At 35.0% G+C, this 24,771-nt stretch carries 29 protein-coding genes; 12 read left to right on the forward strand and 17 right to left on the reverse strand.

What is annotated here, in order from left to right; genetic code table 11:
- Positions 1 to 20: 20 nt before the first annotated feature.
- The 3 genes from R2Q84_RS14555 to R2Q84_RS14565 form a co-directional block, all read right to left on the reverse strand.
- Positions 21 to 1,370 carry a phage portal protein gene (locus R2Q84_RS14555; protein ID WP_316817296.1) on the reverse strand — a complete coding sequence of 450 codons (1,350 nt, stop codon included), beginning with the start codon at positions 1,368 to 1,370 and terminating at the stop codon, positions 21 to 23.
- Between the two features lie 69 nt (positions 1,371 to 1,439).
- On the reverse strand, positions 1,440 to 2,741 hold the full coding sequence (locus R2Q84_RS14560; protein ID WP_316817297.1) for a terminase large subunit domain-containing protein: 1,302 nt from the start codon (positions 2,739 to 2,741) through the stop codon (positions 1,440 to 1,442).
- The gene (locus tag R2Q84_RS14565) at positions 2,741 to 3,148 is read right to left on the reverse strand and encodes a terminase small subunit (RefSeq protein ID WP_316817298.1); all 408 of its coding nucleotides are present in this window, start codon (positions 3,146 to 3,148) and stop codon (positions 2,741 to 2,743) included. The genes R2Q84_RS14560 and R2Q84_RS14565 overlap by 1 nt, the downstream gene beginning before the upstream one ends.
- 458 nt (positions 3,149 to 3,606) lie before the next feature.
- Here R2Q84_RS14565 and R2Q84_RS14570 point away from each other — a divergent pair, with 458 nt between their 5' ends.
- Complete coding sequence (locus R2Q84_RS14570) at positions 3,607 to 3,888, forward strand: hypothetical protein (protein ID WP_316817299.1); 282 nt, start codon at positions 3,607 to 3,609, stop codon at positions 3,886 to 3,888.
- A gap of 9 nt (positions 3,889 to 3,897) precedes the next feature.
- Positions 3,898 to 4,104, forward strand: a complete 207-nt coding sequence (locus R2Q84_RS14575; RefSeq protein WP_316817300.1) for a hypothetical protein — start codon at positions 3,898 to 3,900, stop codon at positions 4,102 to 4,104.
- A 35-nt stretch (positions 4,105 to 4,139) separates the two neighbouring features.
- Here R2Q84_RS14575 and R2Q84_RS14580 read toward each other — a convergent pair whose 3' ends face one another.
- From R2Q84_RS14580 to R2Q84_RS14590, 3 genes are all read right to left on the reverse strand, one after another.
- Positions 4,140 to 4,508 carry a hypothetical protein gene (locus tag R2Q84_RS14580; protein WP_316817301.1) on the reverse strand — a complete coding sequence of 123 codons (369 nt, stop codon included), beginning with the start codon at positions 4,506 to 4,508 and terminating at the stop codon, positions 4,140 to 4,142.
- 4 nt (positions 4,509 to 4,512) lie between these two features.
- Positions 4,513 to 4,716, reverse strand: a complete 204-nt coding sequence (locus tag R2Q84_RS14585) for a hypothetical protein (RefSeq protein ID WP_316817302.1) — start codon at positions 4,714 to 4,716, stop codon at positions 4,513 to 4,515.
- Between the two features lie 64 nt (positions 4,717 to 4,780).
- Positions 4,781 to 5,248, reverse strand: coding sequence for a hypothetical protein (locus R2Q84_RS14590; protein WP_316817303.1), 468 nt, complete (start codon positions 5,246 to 5,248; stop codon positions 4,781 to 4,783).
- A gap of 84 nt (positions 5,249 to 5,332) precedes the next feature.
- Between R2Q84_RS14590 and R2Q84_RS14595 the strand changes: the two genes are divergently transcribed.
- Positions 5,333 to 5,473 (forward strand): hypothetical protein, encoded by a 141-nt coding sequence (locus tag R2Q84_RS14595; RefSeq protein WP_316817304.1) that lies wholly within the window; start codon positions 5,333 to 5,335, stop codon positions 5,471 to 5,473.
- Positions 5,474 to 5,616: 143 nt separating this feature from the next.
- Here the strand turns inward: R2Q84_RS14595 and R2Q84_RS14600 are convergent, their stop codons facing one another.
- The 3 genes from R2Q84_RS14600 to R2Q84_RS14610 form a co-directional block, all read right to left on the reverse strand.
- Positions 5,617 to 5,784 (reverse strand): hypothetical protein, encoded by a 168-nt coding sequence (locus R2Q84_RS14600; RefSeq protein WP_316817305.1) that lies wholly within the window; start codon positions 5,782 to 5,784, stop codon positions 5,617 to 5,619.
- Positions 5,785 to 5,847: 63 nt separating this feature from the next.
- Positions 5,848 to 6,342 (reverse strand): hypothetical protein, encoded by a 495-nt coding sequence (locus R2Q84_RS14605; RefSeq protein ID WP_316817306.1) that lies wholly within the window; start codon positions 6,340 to 6,342, stop codon positions 5,848 to 5,850.
- Between the two features lie 139 nt (positions 6,343 to 6,481).
- A complete protein-coding gene (locus R2Q84_RS14610) occupies positions 6,482 to 6,994 on the reverse strand; it encodes a hypothetical protein (protein ID WP_316817307.1) in 513 nt (170 codons plus the stop codon).
- A gap of 169 nt (positions 6,995 to 7,163) precedes the next feature.
- Between R2Q84_RS14610 and R2Q84_RS14615 the strand changes: the two genes are divergently transcribed.
- Complete coding sequence (locus tag R2Q84_RS14615; RefSeq protein WP_316817308.1) at positions 7,164 to 7,403, forward strand: helix-turn-helix transcriptional regulator; 240 nt, start codon at positions 7,164 to 7,166, stop codon at positions 7,401 to 7,403.
- Here the strand turns inward: R2Q84_RS14615 and R2Q84_RS14620 are convergent.
- Positions 7,400 to 7,672, reverse strand: coding sequence for a hypothetical protein (locus R2Q84_RS14620; protein WP_316817309.1), 273 nt, complete (start codon positions 7,670 to 7,672; stop codon positions 7,400 to 7,402). The genes R2Q84_RS14615 and R2Q84_RS14620 overlap by 4 nt on opposite strands.
- Before the next feature lie 124 nt (positions 7,673 to 7,796).
- The gene (locus R2Q84_RS14625) at positions 7,797 to 8,708 is read right to left on the reverse strand and encodes a hypothetical protein (RefSeq protein ID WP_316817310.1); all 912 of its coding nucleotides are present in this window, start codon (positions 8,706 to 8,708) and stop codon (positions 7,797 to 7,799) included.
- Between the two features lie 671 nt (positions 8,709 to 9,379).
- Between R2Q84_RS14625 and R2Q84_RS14630 the strand changes: the two genes are divergently transcribed.
- Positions 9,380 to 9,562, forward strand: coding sequence for a hypothetical protein (locus R2Q84_RS14630; protein WP_316817311.1), 183 nt, complete (start codon positions 9,380 to 9,382; stop codon positions 9,560 to 9,562).
- A gap of 169 nt (positions 9,563 to 9,731) precedes the next feature.
- Here R2Q84_RS14630 and R2Q84_RS14635 read toward each other — a convergent pair whose 3' ends face one another.
- Positions 9,732 to 10,286, reverse strand: coding sequence for a hypothetical protein (locus R2Q84_RS14635; protein ID WP_316817312.1), 555 nt, complete (start codon positions 10,284 to 10,286; stop codon positions 9,732 to 9,734).
- Entirely contained in the window at positions 10,283 to 10,591 is a 309-nt protein-coding gene (locus R2Q84_RS14640; RefSeq protein ID WP_316817313.1) for an SHOCT domain-containing protein, read from the reverse strand. Before R2Q84_RS14640 ends, R2Q84_RS14635 begins: the two co-directional genes overlap by 4 nt.
- Positions 10,592 to 10,659: 68 nt before the next feature.
- Between R2Q84_RS14640 and R2Q84_RS14645 the strand changes: the two genes are divergently transcribed.
- From R2Q84_RS14645 to R2Q84_RS14660, 4 genes are all read left to right on the forward strand, one after another.
- Complete coding sequence (locus R2Q84_RS14645) at positions 10,660 to 11,160, forward strand: hypothetical protein (RefSeq protein ID WP_316817314.1); 501 nt, start codon at positions 10,660 to 10,662, stop codon at positions 11,158 to 11,160.
- Between the two features lie 361 nt (positions 11,161 to 11,521).
- Positions 11,522 to 11,947 (forward strand): hypothetical protein, encoded by a 426-nt coding sequence (locus R2Q84_RS14650; RefSeq protein WP_316817315.1) that lies wholly within the window; start codon positions 11,522 to 11,524, stop codon positions 11,945 to 11,947.
- A 20-nt stretch (positions 11,948 to 11,967) separates the two neighbouring features.
- Positions 11,968 to 12,324, forward strand: a complete 357-nt coding sequence (locus R2Q84_RS14655) for a hypothetical protein (RefSeq protein WP_316817316.1) — start codon at positions 11,968 to 11,970, stop codon at positions 12,322 to 12,324.
- A 147-nt stretch (positions 12,325 to 12,471) separates the two neighbouring features.
- Positions 12,472 to 12,807 carry a hypothetical protein gene (locus R2Q84_RS14660; RefSeq protein WP_316817317.1) on the forward strand — a complete coding sequence of 112 codons (336 nt, stop codon included), beginning with the start codon at positions 12,472 to 12,474 and terminating at the stop codon, positions 12,805 to 12,807.
- Between the two features lie 12 nt (positions 12,808 to 12,819).
- Here the strand turns inward: R2Q84_RS14660 and R2Q84_RS14665 are convergent, their stop codons facing one another.
- The 4 genes from R2Q84_RS14665 to R2Q84_RS14680 all read right to left on the reverse strand — a co-directional run bounded on the left by R2Q84_RS14665 (position 12,820) and on the right by R2Q84_RS14680 (position 19,191).
- Positions 12,820 to 14,211, reverse strand: coding sequence for a hypothetical protein (locus tag R2Q84_RS14665; protein WP_316817318.1), 1,392 nt, complete (start codon positions 14,209 to 14,211; stop codon positions 12,820 to 12,822).
- 73 nt (positions 14,212 to 14,284) lie between these two features.
- Entirely contained in the window at positions 14,285 to 15,547 is a 1,263-nt protein-coding gene (locus tag R2Q84_RS14670) for a dihydroorotase (RefSeq protein ID WP_316817319.1), read from the reverse strand.
- Positions 15,544 to 17,592 (reverse strand): BatA domain-containing protein, encoded by a 2,049-nt coding sequence (locus R2Q84_RS14675; RefSeq protein WP_316817320.1) that lies wholly within the window; start codon positions 17,590 to 17,592, stop codon positions 15,544 to 15,546. The genes R2Q84_RS14670 and R2Q84_RS14675 overlap by 4 nt, the downstream gene beginning before the upstream one ends.
- Positions 17,593 to 17,613: 21 nt before the next feature.
- Entirely contained in the window at positions 17,614 to 19,191 is a 1,578-nt protein-coding gene (locus R2Q84_RS14680) for a L,D-transpeptidase family protein (RefSeq protein ID WP_316817321.1), read from the reverse strand.
- Between the two features lie 222 nt (positions 19,192 to 19,413).
- Between R2Q84_RS14680 and R2Q84_RS14685 the strand changes: the two genes are divergently transcribed.
- The 3 genes from R2Q84_RS14685 (at position 19,414) to R2Q84_RS14695 (ending at position 24,760) form a co-directional block, all read left to right on the forward strand.
- Complete coding sequence (locus tag R2Q84_RS14685) at positions 19,414 to 19,983, forward strand: RNA polymerase sigma-70 factor (protein ID WP_316817322.1); 570 nt, start codon at positions 19,414 to 19,416, stop codon at positions 19,981 to 19,983.
- A gap of 84 nt (positions 19,984 to 20,067) precedes the next feature.
- The gene (locus tag R2Q84_RS14690; protein ID WP_316817323.1) at positions 20,068 to 21,159 is read left to right on the forward strand and encodes a FecR family protein; all 1,092 of its coding nucleotides are present in this window, start codon (positions 20,068 to 20,070) and stop codon (positions 21,157 to 21,159) included.
- Positions 21,160 to 21,379: 220 nt separating this feature from the next.
- A complete protein-coding gene (locus tag R2Q84_RS14695; protein WP_316817324.1) occupies positions 21,380 to 24,760 on the forward strand; it encodes a TonB-dependent receptor in 3,381 nt (1,126 codons plus the stop codon).
- Positions 24,761 to 24,771: the final 11 nt, after the last annotated feature.

The raw sequence follows: 24,771 nt of genomic DNA on the forward strand, positions 1-24,771 counted from the left end.
TGTGATGGCTTTGAATAACCTTATTGGTAATCAGACAGGTCTTGTTTACCCGTATCTATTATTATTGATTGCTCATCAATTGGCACTAAATTATTAGGAATGTATATTTTATCCATTGCAGGATCAGGAAGAGTACCAAATTTAACAGCAGCTCTCTTCTCATTGGGTGTTAACCAATATTGACGTTCGAGCTGATCAATCAATTCATTAATATTCTGTGCTAATTCTGGCAGAACAGTAATATCAAAATCTATATAATATTGTTTACCATCAGCTTTTGAATATGGACTTACGAACCATTTATTGAGGTTATCTCTTAACTCGGTTAATAGCGGTACACAGGTGTTAAACACCATTTGCTTCGCTGCCTCTGAATAGTTACTATATGTTTTATCATTTGTGTTTCCAAGTAAAAGTGAAGGAAAACTATATATATTACATAAGTCTCTAAGATTAATATCCATCGATTCCAATATCTGTAACTCATCTGATGGTTGTCCAAATTGTGTCCATTTAAGCTCGGATGCTACGATCATTATCTCTCCAGTCTCAGCATTTTTGAACCTATCTTTTAATTGTTGTAATTGATCTGGAGTCTCACTATCAGTTGCAGATAACATACCATAAGCACCTCTATTTGCCATCACATTAGCTTGTGCATTGTAAGCCTCATTATTTAATGACATTACCTTAAGTCCTGCTCTTAGCGGTGACATGCCATATACATTCTGTGATGATGAGAAGTCAGGATTCCAATACTTCAAATGCAAAACATTCTCCTTTTCTAACCTCTGATTGTTACCAATTAGATTATAATATTCAACTTGATTATTACTTGCTACAATGTTCATTAATTGAGCAGGTAAAGGTGTTAAACTGATTATCTTATCTCTATTAACTCCAAATTCTGGTTTAGCTCCATATATGTAACTATTACCCGTCACAAGCTTATAACCCACAACTTCTTTGACAAAATCACTCCATCCTTGTGTTGGATTAGGCTGTTCCAGTATGTTCATAATCGGATGGCTATCCACTTCAACCATTGATGATGTTTTGCATTTGAATGCTTCCACACTCATCAGGTTATTACTGGTAGAGAATGACTTATATCGTTTAAAATCCTTTTGTTTATCCTTTTCTACTGTATATAGATAAAATGGCACTGCTGCAATCTTTTGGGTGATCTGGTTTACTATTGAAAATATTACAGGGTTGGATGTATATCCGTTTGTAATGTACTGAGTACTATTGTCCGTGAACCAGTTAACGCCATTGCTGATCAATGGATATACTACTGGTGCTGTTTGTGCCTTTTGTTGTATTGGCTCAGGTTTATTATTGTAAAAAAATAGGTCTAAAAATCCCACGCTTCATTTGTTTTAATTTCTTTTGTTATCCATCATGTCAATGATGGTATATGTATATAAATAGTCTGCTTACACGAAAAAGAACGGTTGTTTCAATTCGAGGTATTCACGCATTATTAACGAATCTGAAAAATCGGGTGAATGACCAATGATAGATTTGATTACATCCTTAGAAACCACCTCTAATTTGCCTGTATCATTATCTTGATTACAGCGTTTAAGCTGTTCTAACTCAACTATTATATCTTGTTTGTATCGTTGATCTTTTATGTAATAACCACCTGATGATGCTCTTTCACAAAACTTGTAAATGCATTGAGTCTTAAGGTTTTTATAATTTTCATCATTCAATGCCCTGCTACCATTCTTAAATGCTTTTGCTCCTTGTAGAAAACCACCAACAAAGTTTCCAACGCCATCAGCATCGTATACTATTCTGCTTTTCTGGATTCCAAATTGATTAGCCATTGATTCTATTGCATCTATGACTTCTTTACCATTTGATTTGGCTATCACGTTAAACTGTTGAACTACATAACCTTCCCACGCACAGATGATAAATTTATCTGCCCCATCTGTGGCAATGTCACATGTAAGAGCTTTCTTTGTAGGATCAGGGTTAACATGCTTATTGCTGAATAGATCAATGATCTGATCATAGCTTAGTAATGCACTTGGATCATTGTCATATTGCCAGTTTCCAAATAGTAATCTTTGTCTGGTTGCTTCATCAGGATTCTGCTGTAAACTCTTTATGTAATGCTGACTGATATATGGGTTGTCAGTCACTAATGCCTGAATGAATCTCTTATGAGGTTCTAATGTACCATCATTGGATTTTTTGTAGAATTCACTATATACCCAATTTTTAGAGGGGTTACAACTACCCAATAATTTGGGAATTAATCCATATTCATCTAGCTTGTACCTGATCCTTGTTTTTAGAATATTCCAACACTTATCGGTGATCTGGTTGCACTCATCGACTGCTGCGCCTGTTAATTCAATACTACCTAAACTGTCAAAATTGGGGTCTGATGGATAGCTAAATAGGTCTTTAAGTATGATTTGAGAGCCATTGGTAAATGTGATAATATTGGATTGTTGATTATAATTATAGTGTTCACCATTAACCAATTGTAATATCTTACAGACATCAAAAAAAGAGTTTAAAGTACTTTTCTTTAACGCTTCTAGTTTTGATCTACCTAGTAACCATCTTGTTTCTGGATATGTGATACAGTTATTAACTAACCATAGACAGATAATAATACTCTTACCACCACCTGCTGCACCACCATAGATTATCTCAGTAGTAACACTATCCTGTAGTAGATCAAATACCTGTGTTTGTTTAATTGTAAGATTCACTAGTTGGAATCTCCTTCACTATCTGATTTATAAGTTTTTGTAATATTGATTGTAAATGGTTGTCCTGCTGATGTGTGATCAATCTCCTGTTTATCGGACATCCTGTGCTTATTTTTCAGAATGAAAATTGCACCTGCTGCATTGCATTGGTTATTAAGCAATCGGGTAACTAAGTTGGCTTCAATTTTTGACTCAATCCTTTTTATCAGTCGAGAAACTTCATCTACACTGTCGAATTTTGTCTTCCAATCTGCCCAGATATCACTATATAACCCCAAATTGGTTAATGCTACAGCCAGATATACTAATTTGTTTTCCTCTACATCCTCAAAGATTTGCTGTAAATGATCTAAGACGACTTGTTTAGTCCATTTTTCTGCATATTTGTTGCCCTTTTTCGCTGCCATTATCTGATTGTTTACAGATAAATAGCCTAACAATTGTACAACTACATCATAAATATCTTAACCTTATTCAGTTATATAATAGACGACAGGAATCACACACAAACAACTCATAAACAGATAGATAAGAAGTATTTTTCAAAAAAAATAGGATATATCCACAAAATATGCTAAACTTGTGTACCACCGCACCCAGAATGATAGAGCATCACAAACTAAATGTGATAGCTATGGTCAGTTCAGATTTCAATAAATATATTTTACCTGCAATTGTTACTGGTCTGTTTTTAATAGCTAGTCTAATTATTAGTTATTGCTTAAACAAAGATGACAGTAGATTGCTATCCCGAGAAAAAACAGAAACAAGAAATGCTGACGGTACAATTACCAAAAGGGAAATGGAAATTTATAAATAATTTATATATTTAATCGACCTCTAAACCAAAGGTTAACCTCTTATAATGGATATATTAATTACGTATGACGTTAAAACACCCTATGTAGGTGATTCTAAAAACAAAGCTGTTAAGGACGCTATGAAAAAAATAGGTTATTTTGATTCTTTTACGATTGATGGTGAAGAATATTTTTTACCAAACACGTCACTCTGGAAAAAAAATATTACAGCAGCCTCAGCAAAAGCTGACTTATTACGAGTAGCTAAAGAAAATTCCGCTACTATTGAGAGGCTATTTGCAACGCAATTTGTGAACTTCGACTATATAAAGGGAGAAAAATTTTAACAAAAAAATATGGAAAATTTAATAGAAGCAGGGGATAGAGTAAGACACAAAAACCCGCTAATAAATGGCGGTTTAGAAACTACAGTTATTGACGCAGAAAATGGTAAAGCATTATGTGGTTATTTTGATCAGGAACTAACACATAAAGAAAGTTGGTTTGAATTCTCAGACCTCCATCTAATATCAAAATCCGATGGATCTTTTTTTGATATGTGATTATAAAGGGCTGCATCATGATGCAGCCTTTACAACTAAATCAAAGGCTTCAAAGTCACATTGTGGTGCATCTTTAGCTTAACCATAAGTTTCTGAATTTCCTCATAATAAGCCTGATCAACACTGACATAATCCCAACATGTGTAGATGAGCATACAAACCCACTCATTATTCACATGCAAATATTTTGCTATAATATCGCCTGATATATTATAGAACATGCGTCCTAAAAATGCTATCTTGCGCCTAGCTTCACTAATTATCCTTTTACGTGTTCTGCTGAACAATTCATCTCTATTTATCTGGTATTCATATACTATGAAATCGGTAATTAATTCTAATCTGGTTAGCTGTAAATCAGCACTGTAATTTTTTATATTTTTATATTCTTTTAAATTTTTCATTTCTTTAATTATTATTCATCTTATCATAATCAATGGCTTTTTCCCATTGAATATTATCCCCATCGAAGGGTATTTCCTGTACTAATTTCCCTGTAACCTCTAGTCCTTTAATGCTTGCTTGATATTCTGCATCATCCCAACATATTGCATTTATGCGCTCTCCTGACCACTTTTGGCCATCGATGTAATAGTGTGTTGTATACATCATTACTTTGCATTTATTATTGCTGCAATGAATACCACTGCTATTATTATACATCCAATTACTCCCATTACTTATACTTTTTATTAGCTGCGAATAATGGTAGATGAATCACATCTTTTAATACTTTCTGTGTAGTGTAATCGCCTATCGTTACATCGTTCATCCATTGTTGTTGGATGGCATATTTCTCTTTTACATGTGTAAGGTCAAACAGGTAGGATTTACCATCAGTGTAGGTAACAAAGTAGAATGCTTTACCATCATTAATTTCTGCGAAGTCTAACATATTATCTAATTTTTTTAATTCTAGGAATGTAGTACCGTACTCATTTGATGGTATATTTCGGCCTTTAGTTTCGATGAATTTATTCTTTACAATTCCATCTGATGTGGTGGTTGCTCCGCTTAGGTCTACTACAGCGTAACGATCTTCATATTCTGTCCAAGTGGAACCTGAATGAATGGAAATGAATTTATCTCTAGCGTATTTTTCTTGGGCAGCTACTTTTGCTGCTGTATTTTTACTATTATACATAACTTAATCTGTTTATATAAATAGTAAGTAGTTTGGGAAAGTATCAATTTCCGAGAAAATATATTTATCTTTACATCAATGAGCATGCAAGACTATATAGATATTTCAACTGCTATCGTCAATACTGGCGGTATCGGTGGTATTGTATATGGCATATTCAGCTTTTTTAAAAAAGCTTACGATGTTGAAAAATTGCATAATTTATTGTTAAAAAAAACGAATTAAATTCATTACGTTTGCCCCCCGCTTTTCAGAAGTACAAAACCCTGTTTAATAGCATTCTAGGGTAATAAAATTATTAAAACAATAAAGCCCCTGATTCATCATCAGAGGCAGTCAATATTTTTTCATAATTAATTTAAAGCAGATTAATTATTGCTCAATCTCTCCTGTCTTCGCTGCTCAGCAAATTGCTTCATCATATCCAACATTACTGGTTGACTTATAGAATGTTCTTCGCTTTCGAACTGATTCAAATGTTCATCAATGTTTTCGTCTTCTCCCTGCTCCCCTTGTGGTTTGTTTTCTATGTCCATATTTCTGTTTTTTTTTGCAATGTGGAGGAATTTTAAAGCTTTAAAAAATTTATTTTCAAATTATTAATAAACATCATCTTTTTTTGGCTCTTGTTTTACCTTCACCATATTTTCAGCACCACCTAAATATTGAATATCCGATCCAAATGATGCAGCCAGAGCATTCATAGCTTTCCAACTTTCACCCCATAATCCCATCTTTCGATTAACGATTTGCATAAATGGATCGGTATCTTTAACTAATGTATTCAACTCTAAACCTGTGTTGAAATAACCAGATAACTGTATTGAATTATCTTTGCAGAATACCACATAATAAGCCCCTGCACCGTGCTTTGTTACAGGTGTGACACCAGTTTTAATCTGGCAAATATCTTTGTCTGTAGAGGCTATTTCAATGCCTTTTTCAGCTAAGATCAATTTGACTGCTACAAAGTTTTCTGATGCTGTTTTATCATTTTTTATGAGAATTTTATCAGCTCCTTTTGGAGCTTGCTGCTGTGCTTGCACACTGTAACATGCAAACAGCAGGAATAATAATGTATATATCTTTTTCATAATTATAAATATTTAGTAACCGATTCGTTTCCTTTTTTCATAGTAAACTTTATCTGATGTTGCTCCATTAGCTATGTAATAGCAAACTACACCTATAAGTGTCATCACAATAAAGAGCGTTATAAATATTGTCCTCATTTTAATAAGTATTATTTTCATTTTTTGCTACAGGATTAAGCAATATTCCTTCTTCTTTATCAGTGATTTTAAGCCAATCTAATCCATTAATTTTCACCACCGATGCAATGTAATCGGGGTACTGATATTGAAGATTCTGATGCATAATGACGAACAAATTATCTGTAAGATGTGATGGCACATTCAGCTCATAACAGTACCTTTTGTTTAATTTTTCAGGCTCCCTAACATCGATCAATATCCTATTTGAATGGAATGTGCTACCTGCTCCTAATGCTACAGCATATAACTCTGGCAGAGTCTGATTATAACTTATTATTCTTCGCCAGTCAGAAAAATTGGATGGGGTAACCTTTGTATAGCTCTTGTAGCCTGTCTTAAATGCGCTAAAACCATACTTATACTGTGTTACGCTATCTTTCTTGCAGGTTATATTTTTTAATCTCTTTTGGCTGAATGCAGTAAAATTTAGGCAAAGCAATACCATTACGCTAAGAATCGTTATTTTTTTCATTATCAAGTATTTAGATAATGTAAAAATACATAAAAATAACACTTGTGCCTATATTAAAAATAAGAATCACCTCATTAAATCGTTATCTATCTGTTAATCAACATAATAAAAATAGGCACTTGTGTCTATAATAAATTTTATAATTATCGGGTGATTTGTGGTGATGGTAGTGAATGAGAAAAAAAAGAATCCTGAAAAAAATGAGAAACTGATTCAGGTTTTTGGCGAAAACGTGCGTAAATTCAGAAAGGAGCGCAATTTGAGTCAAAAAGAATTGGCTGAGCTGTGTGACGTTGATACCATTACAGTTAGCAGAATAGAGCGTAATATCAGCAACACTACCATTAGCACCATTGCAATCATAGCTGAAGCTTTGAGAATACCACCATCTAAATTACTTGAAGATTAGAGCTTGATTAAAACACCTAAGGTCAGTGGGTATAACCAAATACTTTGATCTTCTTCACTTTCAAGTATATGATAACATATATCACCCTCATTCTGGTCTTTTTTTAAAATATCAGAAACTCTAAAATTAGATGATACGCTTTTTGCTAGGTGAATTGTGGTAATCTTTTTACCATCACCATCAACAGCTATTATTTTTCTTTGTTTATAATTTAATTCCTTGGCTCCAATTTCATTCAGATAATCCAGAATTGGTATATGTTTTCTCATATTCCAATGTAGTAATTTTTATTACTAGTTTTAAATTAAAAGGTGATAAACACATGTTACCACCTTTATTATATATCCTACCTGCACCTGATCACTCTATATTAAAATTGGAAAATTTAAAGTATTAAGCCACTTCAACGTAATTAATATTATCATTGAAATCCCAATGTTTAAGTATCGTAACATTACCATAAAAGATGCTTTCTGGTTTATGCGTATTGCAGTCATATATTTCTTCATAGATTTCTTCCATCGAAACATCTGCATCTTTATTTTCTAATAATTTATTCCAGTTTTTTACAACAAATTTTTCATTGGAAAATGTAAATGAATAATCAATTTCACTAACATTCTCATGAAGCTCCGCTTCATGAGCAGTAATAATATCTGGTGTAACATCTTCTATTTTATTTTTAGAAAATTCATTACTTACTACTGGCTGAAATACCATCTCATTAGAAGCTATTACAGGAGCTGTATCATTCGCCTGACCAGTTGTGTCAACCTTGGACAACAAGCCCTGCAAACGCTCTATTTCAGCTTTTAATTGCTTTATTTCAATATCTTTATTTGATTCACTTTTTGTTGAATTCTTGGCATCCTTAATCCAGTTTGTTGTTTCTCTGTTTTTCACTATACCACCGTCAGCAACATACTTTTGTACCCACATTGGAAACTTTACCTGACCATCATAATAGTTGATTCTGTAGCAGTTTTCATTCTTATAATCGTAAGGTTTCATTAATGAATATGTATTGCTTTTGTATCCAATAGTATAAGACTCTGATATTTTAAGTATAAAAATTTTGTTTACTAATCGATGTAATATCTGACCAAGTTCACCTCTATTTTTGAAGCCGTAAAACCACGTGTGATTAGTACTATTAACCTGATAATTATTATTTTCTTTGTTTATTTTAAAATATAAGAAGTATATTTTTTCTAATCCTGCTTTGGAATATTCTTTACCAAATTCAGCGTCTATTTTGTTTTTAATCTCTTTAGGAATAGAGATAATTAAATTCTTGTGTTGCATTCTATTAATTATTATTATTTAGCTTTTATCCATTTTTTAAATTATATCAGCACTTCAAAAGCTAATGGTGATAGTTTGGATAATTTGAAGTATTCCAAACCACCACCTAATAATTAAAAAATGTAAATCGTTTATTAATAAATACTCCCATAGTTGAAAAGTGATCAAACTATTTTCATTTATTATTTTAAAACTTATAATGCAATAATAAATCAGGTTTCCAAAAAGTCAAGTTGTTTGATATAATTCATTTTAGATATGGGGGTAAAATACCCCCACATTGTATAAATACCAACTATGTTACCCTTCGGGGTTGGAAAAGAAGAAAGCAAGCTTTTACCCACCCATAGACTAAAACAAAACTATGGGGGTAAATAAAAGTACCCTACACATACCTAATAATAGTATTATTAATTTTTATTTTCTCTTTATATAATTAGTAAATAGTAACTAGTAATTAGTTATGTGTAGGGTAACTATGGGGGTAACCTTGTAGGGTAAGTATGGGGGTATAGAAATTATTCATCTTCCAACATCCGTAGGATTAACTTTATTAGTGTTTAGTCGATGTGGGGGTATTTTACCCCTGATACATGTTAAATGAAAAAATTATAAAATTTGTTATCTTTAATGTCACACAATCAGTTGTGCAATTTCTTAATTTCAATATTATGATCAGACGAGAAAAAAAGGACGAAATTAAAGAAACTAAAACTACAATCTTCTGGGAAACAATTTTCAAAGAAAAAATTAAGCCAGAGGATTCCAACGAAGTTGAAAACTACGTAGAGAAAACAATAATCAAAGAAAGGGCTGAAAAGAAAGAAATAAAAAAAGAACAGAGACCGAAATAAATTATAGTTTTCTAGGCATTTCTTCAGTAAGTATTTTGCGGTGATTGAAAAAGTATAAAATTTATAATTCCAACCCCGAAGGGTAACATCTGCTGATGAGTTATTGAAGGTGGAGAAAATGTTTCTCCACTATGTAAGATTAGAGAAGTAATTAATGAATAAAAATTAATTAAACAAGCGTAGCAAGATATCCCAGTAAACCAACTAATACAAATACACCGAGGATCGCAAGTATAATTAATGCTATCTGCTTGTTAGTTACACTAAACGTGGCTTCCAATTCTTCTTTAGTTAATGTTTTTGGCTCTACACATTGAACTGTGGGCTTTTCAACGTATTTTTCTTTTAAAAATTCATTAACAGATTCAATTGAGTTCAAACCACTATTAAACTTGGATTCGGTAACGAAAAAGGCATATTCATTTCTACCATCGACTTTTAATGCCAAAATATTTTCATCGAAAAATCCGTGTCTGAATAATATCGAACTATCACCTACATCCAATAGTAGAGAATCATTGCTTATCAACTCCCACTTTCCCTTTTCAACCTGTCCATCAGTAGTAATTAGCAACTCACTATTTCGTCTAAAAATATACATGTGTTTTTGGCTGAGTAAAGGATTTAATGCTACCCAATGCTTTTCGGCTAACAAAGTAAGGTTAGCTAATTCCTTACTGTACTTACCTAGACGTGGTATTATATCGGATATGTATGTTTTCATTTTAGCAGTCTAGCCTTCTGAGATTGATATTCTTCTTCAGTGATTGCACCACTATCCAATAATTCCTTATATTTTCTCAATTGTTCTGGTGCATCAGCAACTACAAGATTATCAATCTTAGGGAACAGATAAACAACAAGTAAACCCAAAAGATTAAGGAGCAAAGCTAACAACAATCCAAAACCTCCTCCTATTGTTCTAACTGATCCAAGTTTATACCCCCAGAAAGGTACACCAACTAAAAATAAAACTATAAATAAGAGTAGTAAAATCTCACCTCCTCCAAGTCCAAATGCTAATAACATAATAACAGCGATTAATTTAATTAAAATTAAATGTACAGTATAATTTAAGTTTTTACAAAACCTAGTATATGCATTTAGGAAATGGCACTTTCTTTATAATTTATATATGTAGTGGATTAAACATGTATATTTCCAATCAACTTAAAAAAAATATGAACAGTAATATTAACAAATTCAATAATGAGGGCAAAAAAGATAATGAATGGAAAGAATTCGATGGAGATGGCAAATTATTGGCTTCTGGTTCTTACCTCAATGGGAAAAAAATAGGTCAATGGGAAACTTTTAACACCGATGGTACACACATGTGCTACGTTGATTATGACGTTATTAATGCAAAGGCAGAAACCGATAAATATAAAAAATGGTATGACGAGACCTATATTATTATTAAAAGAGATCATACTGATATTTGGCAAAAATATAAAGGGTATGTAACAGTACCCCAAGACAACATGTGCGAAATTGAAGTTACTCCATATGAAGGAAATAAAAACCAACAAAAAGAATATGACACTTATGTTCAACTTGTAAGAGATACTTATCAAAACGTAAAATATAAGGGATAATTAATTCTAACTACACATGTTAACAAATGACCTGCTTGTAGTGGGTCTTTTTTATGCTCTCACCCCCTCCAATGTCATTAAATTGTAAACAGAGCATTAATATTGAAAACAATTAAATTACATATTTCTTATAACGAAACAACAAATTTAATACTCAAAAAAGAGGAAATCATCGTTTAAATCGTTTAATCAGCGAAAAATAAGAGATTATTTTTAAATCTACAAATAAATTGTTACCTTAGAAAGTATTTTAATTAACAATAAAATACACAAATTGCATAATAATTAATTTTGATCTATATTTGTATCAGCAACAAAAACAATTGCAGACTACATATAAGTATAAACAAATTAAGTTATTATGAAAACAGACACAACAACACAAACAGAAAGCACACTAGATGCAATAAAAGATGCCCACCTAAGAATGATAAGCTACCACCGAGGCAGAGGTGTATTATTCATTAATAGATCAAAGGACTGGAAAGATATCGCAAAAGACAAATACGTTAAGGAGAACTTTAATATATATACAGTAAAATGTTCTAAAAGGGATTATTCTATCCATAATATATCAGACTATGATGAAATAAATAAAAGCATTTATGTTATGCACATAGTATTGCAGGAAGAAGAGCTTTCTGGGAAGTCTCAAAAACCTAACGCCCCATTATTCCCAGACGAATTACGATCAAAAGATTATACAAAACCCATTATTTTCTTTACTGGAAGAGGGTTTCCAGAACTGAAACTGGAAGAGGAATTAAAAGAATACTTGTACAACTAAATATTAATCAAATTAAAATTATGAAAACAGAGACTAAACATAACGTCACAATCCTAATTAGGACTTGGAACGCATTCAAACATCAGGTTGCCCTGATCCATAAAAAATATGACAGGGTTAATTACACTGTGTCGGGACAAACCATAACCATCAATGATGCAATCATACAACGAACCGCAAACAGTCTTACATTAAACAATTTAAGCCCTCTACCAATCCTTAAAGAAATATTAAGGATACAGGATCGTTTTAGTGATGGTCATAAGAATATTGAAGAATCATATGAATTTGAGGAGTATGTTTTTGCTGTGGCAACTAGAAATGAACCTGAATTCAGCACTGATGAATTCTTGAAGGAATGGAGAATGAGTTGCTAAAGGGGGTGCCCCTGCAATCACTTCAAATCAAAACCCACACAATGAGCGGATGATAATAGTGCTGTTAGATGCGCTTAGAATCGCTGAAAATGAAGAGAATTATGAAGCATGTGAAATGCTTCTGACAAGATTAAATGAAATAAAAAAATGAATGAACTTATACAATTACCACAATACGATCTCGAAGGAATACGCATACCAGATAGTGCTGTTTACTGGTGGCACAACACCACCAAAGATGAACAAGATAATATCAGGCTGAAAATGCAGGTGGACATGTTGATACAGGCAAATACTGTTATTTCCAATTTAGCAGCAGATTTAAAACCAACTATTAAATTTTTTGGTGGAACAAAAACAGATGAACCAACCCAACCGAAAAAACGCATCAGTAAAAAAGAAAGGGAACGTTTAGAATTTGAAGCGTATGAAAAGCGATTAGAATTAAAGGCCCTGAATGAAATAAAAAATGGGGGTAAATAACCCCCACCATATTTAAAAGTTTGCCTTTTCCCTCTTCTTCTCAAACATCAGATTATGCTTTCTAAGGTAGTTTTCTGTTTCGTCAAATGATTCGTGTCTAGCGTGTTTTTGCATTTTCAATATTACTTCTGCTGCTGTTAAATCCTTACGCCTTATCAATGAATGAAAATATGCTGCAAGCCCATTGTGTTTTAACGCATAGATATTTTTCATAAATAGCCCTTCATATTGAGTACGCAATTTCTCTCTGAAAATATCCCAATTACTATTAAAGGTGCGGTAGTCTGTTGGTAACCAAATCTTAGTCTTATGGGGAAAAAGAAAATCTTTACCCGTGTAGCCATTAGGATATCTAACAGCAATCCACTTTTGTAACGCAACAATTAATGCATCAGGAATGTCCATATCTATTATTTCATTTGGGCTGTGCTTTCTAGCAGCTTTGGTAAGTTTGGCAGGAATTAAAAATTGTTCATTTTCAAAATCCACCATATCTACAGTTACCCTGAATATTTCTGATTTTCTGATTGCAGAATAATAGATGCATTTCCCAATGGTGGAATAATATAATAATTCCATATCATCAGTATCAGCAAAAAATATATCCATTTCCTGTTTAGTCCAAAGTTCAAAAACATCTTTCTTTAAATCAGGTATAATTATTTTTTCAGAATCTCTTTTTATTTTTACTCCAAAGCAAGGGTTAACAGGAATTAAATCTTTGTCTACAAGCACACTAAATAAAGATGATATTGTAGCTTTAGCTGTGGTACAACTTTTGGAAGTCCAGTTTTCAAATATTCTCCTACCTTCCTTTTTACCTTCAGTATATAAATATTTGTCTGAAGGGTTGAAATGTAATTCAATATAGTTTCTGATATCAGCTTTGGTAATTGCCCTTAAATCGGATTCCTTACCAATCAATTTGCAGTAACGCCTGAAGTCATTGTTGTAGATACTTAAATAACCTGCTGCTGTAATTTCTTTACCTGCTGCAATCTTGTTACCAGAATAACCTTTAGCATCTTTAAGCAATTTGATGGCATCATCTAAACTAACTTTAGCTTCTTCAACTTTTTGAGCCTCTTTAAGCTTTACCTCTTCAACTGTGATTCTAAGTTCTTTTGCAAATTTAGGGTCGATACCTTCAGCTAAATCTTTTTTAATCTTTGTAAGTAAAAGTTTACCATTGATACGCTGTTCATCTTCATCACCACGCACCAGACTGATGTCATAATTTTTTAAACCGTTTTCTTTTCGGTAGTGGGTTTTCTTACCTTCAAAAGGTTCATCAAAAGAGATTGCGTAGTAAACATATTTTTTAACGCCAATCTCTTTTTTGTCTTTATCTCTAACAATTTCAGTCTTAATTTTTGGTTCAGAAATCACTTTGAAAGTAGCCATAATATTTTCCCTATTTTTTCCCTTTTTTATAAATTATAGGTCAAATATAGACTAAAACAACAGTACTACACTATTATCCATACGATTGTAATTGTTTGTTATTATATACCAGCTTTACTTTACCGGTTAATTTCTTATTTAATAATGGTGAGTTTGCAGACTTGGACAAATTGTTCTTGGCATTGTAGATCCACTCTTCAGTTGGACTATATACTGTAAAATTAGCCTCAGCTCCCTTTTCTATTACCGGAGCAACTATGCCAAGTACAGTTCGCGGATTGATGGCTAATTTCTCCGCAATCTGCCCCGCATCCAATCCCGCTTTAAGCAATAAAGGCAATACAGTTTGTAAGGCAATAATACCATATGAGGCAATTTCAAACTCCACATCTTTGAATTCAATTTCATGTGGACGGTGTTGCGAACTAACGGCATCAATCACACCATCTTTTAATCCTGCTAACAATGCCTTTACATCAGCTTTACCACGCAATGGGGGTTTTACCTTATAATTACTATCAAAATCGCTTAAAAGCTCCTCTGTAAACACAAGTTGATGGGCTGCCACGTCGCAGGTAATCTTAATTCCATCCTTCTTCGCCTTTTTAATAAGCGCTACCGCTCCTGCTGTAGATATATTGCTGATGTGAATTGGCGCATCATGATATGTTGCCAAAAATATATCCCTGCTGATGTGCATTTCCTCAGCTAAAGCTGGCAGACCTTTCATTCCAAGCAGTACACTATTTTTACTTTCGTTAATCTGAGACTTTCCGGCAATAGATTTATTTTCAGGATATACCATCAATAAACCTTTAAGACCTTTTGCATATTGAAGCGCACGGCTCATGAAGCCATCATCTGTAATCGGTTTTGTGCCATCCGAAAATGCTACTGCTCCGGCTTGCTGCATATCGTACAGTTCGGCAAGTTCTTTACCTTCCAGATCCTGGCTTATTGCGCCAACAGGCATTACATCTACCAAATTACCTTTTGCTTTGTTAATGATATAAGCTACCTCACCTTTAGAGTGAACAACAGGTTTTGTGTGTGGTAAAACTGCCAGGCCTGTAAAACCTCCGGCCGCCGCTGCTGCTGTAGCAGTATAAACGTCCTCCTTTGTTTCAAAACCAGGATCTCCGATCGAACAGTTCAAATCAAAAAATCCAGGAGAGAGTATCAACCCCGCAGCATCAAATGCAGTCTCACCTTTTAAAAGACTTAGTTTACTGTCAATGTCCGTTATCTTACCCTGCTCTACCCGTACATCACATTTCTGCTTGTTAAATTTACTGTTGGGATCGGCAATCGTTACGCCTGTGATGAGAAGATTCATGTTGTCTGTATATTTTTTGTAGGATTAAAAAATCTGATCAATGCTATTTCAATGGCAAAAAAAACAACAGCCAAAATTAGGCAAAGTTTCCATAACTCGCTGCTGTTATTTTTTAACTCCACATTCATAGATAAGGCGTCTTTCTCAGAATTGTAAAACGCAATATTTTGTTTGCCAAATAGGGCTTTAATTTCATTTTCATCTGCATAGTGCATATCCGACTCGGTACGGTCATCATTAAATGCGGCTACGGATAAAAGATCTTCTCCTTTTTTCAGCTCATAAAAACCAGATTTCTTTACCTGGTCGGCCACATACAATAAAGTTTTACCTGGCACCTGTCTGATTTCTGGAATAACTTCAAACCCTTCTGATACGAGTTTTAAAGATTGATTACCCGAAAGGGTTATTCTCGCGCTTTCCAATAAGTTGTCTTTACCCGTGGTATAATAAAGTGGTTGCTCTTTATTACCCGCAAAAGCTATTTTAAACATCAATGGCACAAAAACCGGATGCCTCGCTATATTACCATCTTTATCATTCAATGAACTGGCAGATAAATAAACTTTTCCTGCACCAACATTGTACCTGGCAAAAAGAAACCTGTTAAGCGGTAGTTTTAAAATATTCTCTTTATTAGTTGAACTTCGTTCTACATAACTGAAATACCTGTTAACAACAGGCAGATCAATATTTTGGGGAACATGCTCAAAAACATCTTTAAATATTGAATTTTTAAGATCGATTGTGCTCGCAATAGCCGCGCCTGCATTCAACTCTTGTACCGCCGGTAAAGTTAAACCTGTTAAAAACGGTGTATAAACAGAAGCGTTTGCATCAAGATCAGGAAAAACTACTACAGAACCTCCGTTATCCACATACAATTTTAATTGCTGCGCTAATCCTGATGAAGGCTCTTTTAATCCGTTTAGCACAATCAAACTATAATCTGCAAAAGCAGAATACCTGATATTCGACTCAGGCATTTCAGTAAGCTTAAAGTAAGGATCGGTAGCGAAAAGTGAAGAGATATATCTGTCAGAACTGTTGCCGCTAATGCTGAGCACTTTCAAATCCTGTGCTACCTTAAAACTAAAATTCAGTTGATCATCAAAAGTCAGTGGAAAATCTTTAATAACAATTGTTCCTTTTTGCCAACCGCTGCCCAGTCCACTAAAGGACAAAGTATCTTTTAACGTTTTACCGGCAGCAACATTCACATTTCCTATTGCCTTTTGCTGTTTGTTAATCATTAACTGTAAAGGAACATCGTTGGCATCCTCTTCCCCGTAATTATGTAGCTGAACAACAAATTGCTCTGACTGATTGGGTAAATGAACTGGTGAAAGGCTCCAAACACTATCTACGGATATATTTGGCAGACTATTCGCATTGAGTTTTATCAACGAATAATTGATATCAGCATTGGTTTGCAGTTGCTGCTTACTTACAAATGTCTGTTGAAAATCGGACAACAGATAAGCCACATCATTTCTATTGGCCGAAGGGTCAATTTCGATCCTGTTGATGATTTGTTGGAGTGACCTTGCGGCGGGCGAGATTTTAATCCCGTCCAACAAGCTAATAAATTCTTCTTTACTAACTGCTTGTTGGTGTTTACCTTCAAAATCATTAGTTACTAACTTGAATTGATCGGTCAATGCGTAGGCTCCTGCAATTTCTTTTGCTTTGCGCTTAGCTTCCTCCAGCAGACTACCTTCTTTGTTCAGACTTTCCATACTGTACGAATTATCAATATACAGCGTGACAAGGTTTCCAATTGCCTGATGGTTATTCTGATTTGATGAAGGAATAAAAGGTCTCGCAAAAGCAAAGACAAGAAAAACAATTGCTAATATCCGGCTCAGCAAAACCAGTAAGTGTTTTAATTTTTCTCTGGTTGAGCTTTGCTCTTCAACAGCAGCGAGAAACTGCACATTACTGAAGTAAACTTTCTTAAATTTCCTAAAATTGAATAGGTGTATTACAATAGGAATCGCTATTGCCAGCAGTGCAAAAAGAAAACCTGGATATAGGAAATTCATTAAAAACCAAAGTTAACACTTTTACATGAATTTCTTCATAGCTGTATACAAAGTTTCATCCAAACCATAAACATCAGGTCTGTATTGAATAACGCCATTTTGTGGCCATGCGGTAATATAATTGATAATCAGTGGCACCGGCTTTTTCGTACCAAACCACTTCGGTTTTAATTTAAATATATTTAATGTATCTGCCTTTTTTGCTAGCTTTTTCCTGTAAACCTCCATTTTGGTGGTATCAATAGGTGGCAAATTCACTTCCATTCTCAGGTTATCGTATTGATATTTGTCTTTAACCATCATTTCGGCAAATTCCAAAGGTTTTTCTACCCGCACACAACCATGACTCATCGCTCTGTTTGCACGTGCGAAACCACTTTTATTATTGGTATCATGCAAATATATACTTGATCCATTGTCGAATATAAACTTAAACTTACCAAGCGCATTGCCTTCGCCCGAACCTTGTTTAAACTGAAAAGGAAGTTTCTCACGAGGATATTTACTCCACTGTATGGTATCAGGATCCATTACCTGCTTACCTTTGTAATATACTTTAATATTGTTGTTGGAAAGATAATACGGATCTCTAACTGCCTGCCAGTAAATCTCACTTCTGGCAATGCTAACCGGAATATTCCATATTGGGTTTACCTGTATAGAGTTCAATTTACTGTATAAAATAGGCGTTTCATGATTTTTAGGTTTATCATCAAGACTACCCGATTTGAGGTATGTCTTTAATTTTTCGGTATATCCTTCTTCCTTTGCCGCACCTACACAAACCTTCATATGACTTAATGTATCCTGATTGCTAAACCAGGTTAACGAAAAATCAGGAATATTTACTTCCACATACTCCTCTCCAAGATCGGGTAATTTCCACCTCAATCTTTCCATATTCACTTTTATGGTTCTTAACGCCTGATTATCTCCATTACCTTTCTGCTCCTGTTTTAACATAGCAACTTGCAATTCACGATAATTTGCTGAAGATGGCTGAATATCTTGCAACAATTTTTTAAGATCTGCTGTCGCCAGCACTGCAGTCATACTTGCACTATCAGGCCTTTTTACCGGCACATAATATCTTGAAAGCAGTTTACGTGGATTTAAACTGCCATAATAAACGAAATTATTGTACTTAATTAAACTCTCAGCGGCGTTAAGCTCCAGATCGGCCACCACGGGATAGACTTCTGAAATAGAACTGAATTTATTAGCTGCCAGCTCATCAAGCAACATTTTAAGCTTCTTATAATGGAATACCTTAGGGTTAAAGCCATGTTCCTCGCTCCTGCCGATATAGTCCCTAAGCGTATCTAAAGCACCATTAACAAAATACTTGGTAACCAATTTCGGTTCGTTATTGTGCTGTAAGTAATAAGCTTCAAGTGTATTTGGATTCGAAAAATTGCCTTTTAGCGAATCGAAGTGCTTTTTAAAAATCAGATTATATTCGGCTGTATCAAACTTTTTATAAAGCTTATTGTCAAAATGTTCTGCCAGCACTATTCCAACTTCTGGTGTTTCTTTGAACCAGTTACAGGCATGAAGTGTTAAACAAAAAGGAATTAGTAAAAATAGGAGTCTTTTCAAAATGGTAATATTGGCTGCAAAAATAACGTTATTTCAGATTATTAATGCATTTAATCAAATTAAGTGCCAACTTCCACCTCCCCAACATACAAACCGTCAACTGTCATAAACTGGGATTGTTTTACAGTAATACTGCAATTAGTTTACAATTACTATAAAAAAATAAAAAACGAACTTGGAATTGTAATATTTATGATATATTTATATGTGTACTGAACAACTATGAAAACCTATTCTTGTTTTACGGATTCGGAATTGACGACCTTTATTCATAACGGTGACAGGCAAGCTTTTACAGAACTGTACAACCGGTATTGGGAACAGGTACTGTATTTTGCAATTCAAAAAACCAGTGACATCGGAGTAGCGGAAGATATTGTTCAGGATGTCTTTGTCTCATTATGGAAAAGAAAGGCCGAGCTAGAAATCAGTTCAGAATTCAAAAACTACTTAATTGTTTCTATAAAGTACCGGGTACTGAGATTTTTAAGTAGAGAAAGGACTAAGCGGTTAGCCGAGGAAAGTAATATGCTCGACTATGACGTGCTTGATGATTCTACACAACAGTATCTTGACTTTGAAGAACTTCAGACTACACTTCAGGAAATGATAAGTAAACTTCCTGAACGAAGTGCCCTCATCTATCGCATGAATAAGGAAGATGGCATGAGCCATAGAGACATCGCTAAAGAGATGGGGATGTCGGAAAAGGCCGTTAATGCCAGCCTGGTGAGAACCAAAAAAGTTCTTCGTGCCGGCCTGAACACTTTCCTTACAGGCTTTCTGCTTTAAGGCACAAAAATCATCTTATTTTTTTATTTCTTTTGTGTCATTTGGCTGAGTTGTGATACTTGTTAATATACACCAGTTCAAAAGATGGCAAAAACATTGGATAAGATCAGACTTCAGGAACTCGCTCATAAATATCTTAACGGTAATCTTACCAAACAGGAAAAAGATGAGTTTGATCTTTGGTTTAGTCAAACCACAGATAAACCTATAGAAATCTCCAGCCTGTACGCGGAGGAAGTGGAAGTACACAGGCAGATCATTCTAAATAGGATAAACAGCGAACTTGATGCCACCTCGACTAAAACAATAACCTTATGGAGAGGAATTGCCGCTGCTATATTCATTATCTTTTCTATCGCTGCAGGATTGTGGTATTTCAAATCTGATCAACCTGCTGTCATACCAACTGCGAATGTGCTTAAAAATGATATTGCTCCTGGTAACCGTCAGGCAACATTAACCCTTGCAAACGGTAAGCAGATCTTACTCAATTCAAAAGATAAATCTGTTTACAAACAAATAGCTGATGAGAGATCAGAAAAATTAGAATTCAACACATTAACAACGGCCAAAGGCGAGCAATACCAGTTGATTTTACCCGATGGATCGCATGTCTGGTTAAATTCAGCATCTTCAATTAAATTCCCTGTTAGTTTTGCACCCTCTAAAGAGCGCAGGGTCATCGTTACCGGCGAGGCTTATTTCGAAGTAACTAAAGATAAAATTAAACCCTTCAAAGTGGTTTCAGATGGACAACTGATAACGGTCTATGGAACCCGCTTTAATGTTAACGGATATGAGGATGAAGTTGGAACAAGAACTACACTTGTTGAAGGAAGTGTAGACGTAAACGGAATACGATTAACGCCTGAACATCAAGCCGTAAATGAAAAAGGAGAGATAAAAATAATCCCGGTTGATATTGAAAATATAATTGCCTGGAAAAACGGCTATTTCAGATTTAAGTCTGAAACGCTCGAGAGCATTATGCGAAAAGTTTCAAGGTGGTATGATGTTGATGTAGAGTTCCTGTCTCCCGCACTTAAGGATATTAAATTCGGAGGAGTTATGACAAAATATGTAAATGTATCCAAGGTTTTAGAAATGCTGGAACTTACAGATGAAGCTTCATTTGAACTTAAGGGGAGGACGATAATTATTAAGAATAGAAAATAACCAATTAATTAACCAAATAAAACGAAACGTATGAATAAAAACAGACCCTATCCTTAGCAATTGGAGGTGTATGGTTTTAGGAATTAATCAGAGGCGAACGCACGCCCCTGATTTGTTCTGGCAAACCGAAAACAATTGAAATCAACTATTTCCTGCTAATTAGAAAAGTGTTCATAAGCCTTGGACAGCTAACGCTTTTCGCTATTAACCAAAGAACCAAATGTATAAAAAATATGCTAAAGATTTTTGTATGCCTTATGGCTGCATGCTTAAAATTCTGCTGACAATGAAGTTAACCGTTATTGTTTTAATCGCAGGTATGTTGCAAGTTTCTGCTGCAGGCTTCGCCCAACGCTTTACCTATGCAAAGAAAAACGTCTCGTTATCACAACTCTTTGACGAGATTAACAGACAAACTGGATATGATATTATCTGGTCAGAGAAAAAACTGGATAACATCACGCCCATTAATGTCGATTTTCAGAATGCTACCCTGGAAACAGTGTTTAAAGTGATCCTGAAAAATCAACCTTTAAATTATATCATTAAAGACAAAACCATTGTCCTCCGTGAACGGCCCATTATATCAATCAATGCTGATATGGCCGCAGCTATAGATATCAGGGGAACAGTTCTTGATGAGAACGGTAATCCTTTAATCGGTGCAACAGTAAAAGTAAAAGGAAGCTCAACAACGACTATTACCAATGAAAATGGTACGTTTTCTTTAAAAGGGGTTAGTGAAAATGCCGAACTTATAATTTCATTTTTAGGATATAGTACGAAACAGGTGAAAGTGACCTCCGGGAACATGGTTATCAGTTTATCGTTAATGCTAAACGACCTGGAAACCGTGGAAGTTTCAGTGGGTTACGGCACGCAAAAGAAAGTTAACCTTTCCGGTTCTGTAGCAACGGTATCTGGAAAAACCATAACAGAGCGTCCTGTTCCCAGCGTACAAAACTTATTGCAGGGGCGTATTGCGGGACTAGATGTAGTACAATCGACCGGAGAACCGGGAAGAGACAATGGGGGTACTTTAAGAATACGGGGCTTTGGCTCAACCGGTGCCTCTCCTGCTCCACTTATCCTCGTTGATGGAATAGTAGGGACCATTTCCAATCTTTCGCCTCAGGACATCGAAAACGTAACCGTACTTAAAGATGCCGCTTCAGCATCCATATATGGATCAAGAGCTGCCAATGGTGTAATTTTAGTAACCACAAAAAAGGGTAAAGTAGGCAGCAACGATATAGAATACAGTGGTAACTGGAGCACCAGCGAAGCTACAAAATACCCCGAACTGATCACCAATTCGGTTACTTACATGGAGATGTACAACCAGGCCAGAGCAAGAAGCGGACAGCCAGCCCAATACACCCAGGCACAAATTGATGCTTACAAAAACAATCCTAATAGTGATCAATACCCAAATTTCAACTGGCTCAAACATGTTTTAGGTAAAGGCCCTATACAAAACCACAACCTTAGCTTTTTAGGTGGCAATGAAAAAAACAAGTACAACGTTTCCTTCAATTATCTTGACCAGAAAAGTATAACTAAAGGATATCTTTACAAAAGATATAATGGTCTCCTGGATTATTCTACCCAGGCACATAAGAGAATAGTAGTCGGCACTAACGTTAATTTTTCTTATGAAGATTTTAAAGCGCCTTGGCTAGTTAACGATGATCTATTGTTATTGGCTTATGCATCTGCACCAACGTTTGCACCATATTTACCCGATGGTAGCGGCAGAATAACCAGCAGAGATTACGTTTCAAGTGGAGGAACAAACAGAACCGTGGAGGAGGTGTATAGTACCGGTGGGCAATTTACTAAAAACTACAATGTAAATGCTCAGGCTTATGTGGATGTTGATCTTGCAAAGGGTTTAAAATGGTATTCAAAAGCTGCTTTTACTTTTTTCAACCAGGAGTATAAGCAACGTCAATTTGCTAATCCTTCATTTGCTTTCCAGCCTAATGCAACGGGAAATTATCAACAGGTTAGTAATGGCAACCCTTCCTTTTTCGGTCTCAGACAAAGTTCAGCCAGAAATATTACCAAAGTATTTTACAGCACATTTAACTATCAAAAAACAATAGCAGACAACCATAACATCAATGTGTTGGCGGGGTATGAACAACAGGAAAACAGAAATACAAACCTGGGTGCTAACCGATTTGATTTCCCTAACAATACCATCATGGAGCTGGATGGAAGTTCACCAAAAGACCAGTCACTATTTGGTAATTCTAATGAACTGACTTTACAGTCTCTTTTTGGAAGAGTCAACTACGATTACAAAGGCAAATATTTTTTGGAAGGTAATTTTCGTTATGATGGCACATCACGGGTAGATCCAAGGTACAGATGGGGAACATTTGGTGGTGGATCTGCAGCTTGGCGACTCTCGGAAGAAAGTTTCATAAAAAATAAAATATCCTGGATTGACAATTTAAAACTAAGAGTCTCTTATGGGGTACTTGGTAATCAAGAGATGCGAGATGGAACTACTCCAATTTATTATCCATATCAGGATATACTTGACAATACCACTTATCCATTTTCTTCAAGCACTTTAAGCTCTGGAGTACAACTAACCAGATTAACCCAAAAGAATTTGAAATGGGAAAAAACAGCCATTACTGATGTCGGTTTAGATGTTGACTTGTTCAAAGGATTATTTGGAGCAACCGTTGACTGGTATTATAAAAACACCACTAACATATTGGCGAGACGTACAGATCTACCAGCGAGTGTGGGTCTAACCGCACCTATCGTTAACGCTGGCGCCATGGTGAACAAAGGAATAGAGATAGAGTTAAGACACCAGAACCAAATCGGGGAGTTTAATTATGGAGCCAATTTCATATTTAACAGATACAGAAACAAAGTGACGAAAGTTTTAGCAGAAACTGTAGGGACTTTTGAAGTTGGCCAACCTTATGATAACTTTTTTCTGTACGACTGGATAGGCATTTTCCAAAGTCAGCAGGAAATAGACAATTCCCCAAAACAGCCAAACTCGGGAGCACTTAAGCCCGGGGATCTAAAAATCAGGGACGTAAGTGGAAATGGTACCGTAGGTCCTGAAGACAGGATACGCATCAGTCGTTTCCCAAATTACACCTACTCTTTCAGTGTAAATGGGGGTTGGAAAGGGTTTAATCTTACTGCTTTTTTCCAGGCCGTAGAAGGTCAAAAAGTACAGGTAGCCCAATGGGGATACGAGCCATTTATGCAGGGTTCTGCTCCTCCAACAAGGTTTTTAAATGCATGGTCGCCAACCAATCCAAGCAATACAGTCCCTGCTGTTTACCTTACCGGTTATTCAGGAGTAGCAGGATACACGTCGACCTATTTTCTTCAGGATGCTTCTTATCTAAGACTGAAGAACCTGTACCTTTCTTACACAGTTCCTGAAGCGATCACCAAGAAAATTATGGCAAAAGGAATAACAGTATATGTATCGGGTGATAATTTAATTACATGGACCAAATATGAAGGTAATGATCCTGAAAGAGCTGGATCTGGCAGATTTGCACAGTTTCCTCAATTAAGGATTTATACAGCTGGTTTAAAAATTAAATATTAATCAGCCAGGTA

Origin of the sequence: Pedobacter nyackensis (assembly GCF_032678475.1) — a bacterium.
GTDB lineage: Bacteria > Bacteroidota > Bacteroidia > Sphingobacteriales > Sphingobacteriaceae > Pedobacter > Pedobacter nyackensis_A.

Coding starts and splice junctions, on each gene's coding strand:
- R2Q84_RS14565 (WP_316817298.1), bottom strand. CDS start 3,148: ATGGCAGCGAAAAAGGGCAACAAATATGCAGAAAAATGGACTAAACAA.
- R2Q84_RS14570 (WP_316817299.1), top strand. CDS start 3,607: ATGGATATATTAATTACGTATGACGTTAAAACACCCTATGTAGGTGAT.
- R2Q84_RS14575 (WP_316817300.1), top strand. CDS start 3,898: ATGGAAAATTTAATAGAAGCAGGGGATAGAGTAAGACACAAAAACCCG.
- R2Q84_RS14580 (WP_316817301.1), bottom strand. CDS start 4,508: ATGAAAAATTTAAAAGAATATAAAAATATAAAAAATTACAGTGCTGAT.
- R2Q84_RS14585 (WP_316817302.1), bottom strand. CDS start 4,716: ATGATGTATACAACACACTATTACATCGATGGCCAAAAGTGGTCAGGA.
- R2Q84_RS14590 (WP_316817303.1), bottom strand. CDS start 5,248: ATGTATAATAGTAAAAATACAGCAGCAAAAGTAGCTGCCCAAGAAAAA.
- R2Q84_RS14595 (WP_316817304.1), top strand. CDS start 5,333: ATGCAAGACTATATAGATATTTCAACTGCTATCGTCAATACTGGCGGT.
- R2Q84_RS14600 (WP_316817305.1), bottom strand. CDS start 5,784: ATGGACATAGAAAACAAACCACAAGGGGAGCAGGGAGAAGACGAAAAC.
- R2Q84_RS14605 (WP_316817306.1), bottom strand. CDS start 6,342: ATGAAAAAGATATATACATTATTATTCCTGCTGTTTGCATGTTACAGT.
- R2Q84_RS14610 (WP_316817307.1), bottom strand. CDS start 6,994: ATGAAAAAAATAACGATTCTTAGCGTAATGGTATTGCTTTGCCTAAAT.
- R2Q84_RS14620 (WP_316817309.1), bottom strand. CDS start 7,672: ATGAGAAAACATATACCAATTCTGGATTATCTGAATGAAATTGGAGCC.
- R2Q84_RS14625 (WP_316817310.1), bottom strand. CDS start 8,708: ATGCAACACAAGAATTTAATTATCTCTATTCCTAAAGAGATTAAAAAC.
- R2Q84_RS14630 (WP_316817311.1), top strand. CDS start 9,380: ATGATCAGACGAGAAAAAAAGGACGAAATTAAAGAAACTAAAACTACA.
- R2Q84_RS14635 (WP_316817312.1), bottom strand. CDS start 10,286: ATGAAAACATACATATCCGATATAATACCACGTCTAGGTAAGTACAGT.
- R2Q84_RS14640 (WP_316817313.1), bottom strand. CDS start 10,591: ATGTTATTAGCATTTGGACTTGGAGGAGGTGAGATTTTACTACTCTTA.
- R2Q84_RS14645 (WP_316817314.1), top strand. CDS start 10,660: ATGCATTTAGGAAATGGCACTTTCTTTATAATTTATATATGTAGTGGA.
- R2Q84_RS14650 (WP_316817315.1), top strand. CDS start 11,522: ATGAAAACAGACACAACAACACAAACAGAAAGCACACTAGATGCAATA.
- R2Q84_RS14655 (WP_316817316.1), top strand. CDS start 11,968: ATGAAAACAGAGACTAAACATAACGTCACAATCCTAATTAGGACTTGG.
- R2Q84_RS14660 (WP_316817317.1), top strand. CDS start 12,472: ATGAATGAACTTATACAATTACCACAATACGATCTCGAAGGAATACGC.
- R2Q84_RS14665 (WP_316817318.1), bottom strand. CDS start 14,211: ATGGCTACTTTCAAAGTGATTTCTGAACCAAAAATTAAGACTGAAATT.
- R2Q84_RS14670 (WP_316817319.1), bottom strand. CDS start 15,547: ATGAATCTTCTCATCACAGGCGTAACGATTGCCGATCCCAACAGTAAA.
- R2Q84_RS14675 (WP_316817320.1), bottom strand. CDS start 17,592: ATGAATTTCCTATATCCAGGTTTTCTTTTTGCACTGCTGGCAATAGCG.
- R2Q84_RS14685 (WP_316817322.1), top strand. CDS start 19,414: ATGAAAACCTATTCTTGTTTTACGGATTCGGAATTGACGACCTTTATT.
- R2Q84_RS14690 (WP_316817323.1), top strand. CDS start 20,068: ATGGCAAAAACATTGGATAAGATCAGACTTCAGGAACTCGCTCATAAA.
- R2Q84_RS14695 (WP_316817324.1), top strand. CDS start 21,380: ATGTATAAAAAATATGCTAAAGATTTTTGTATGCCTTATGGCTGCATG.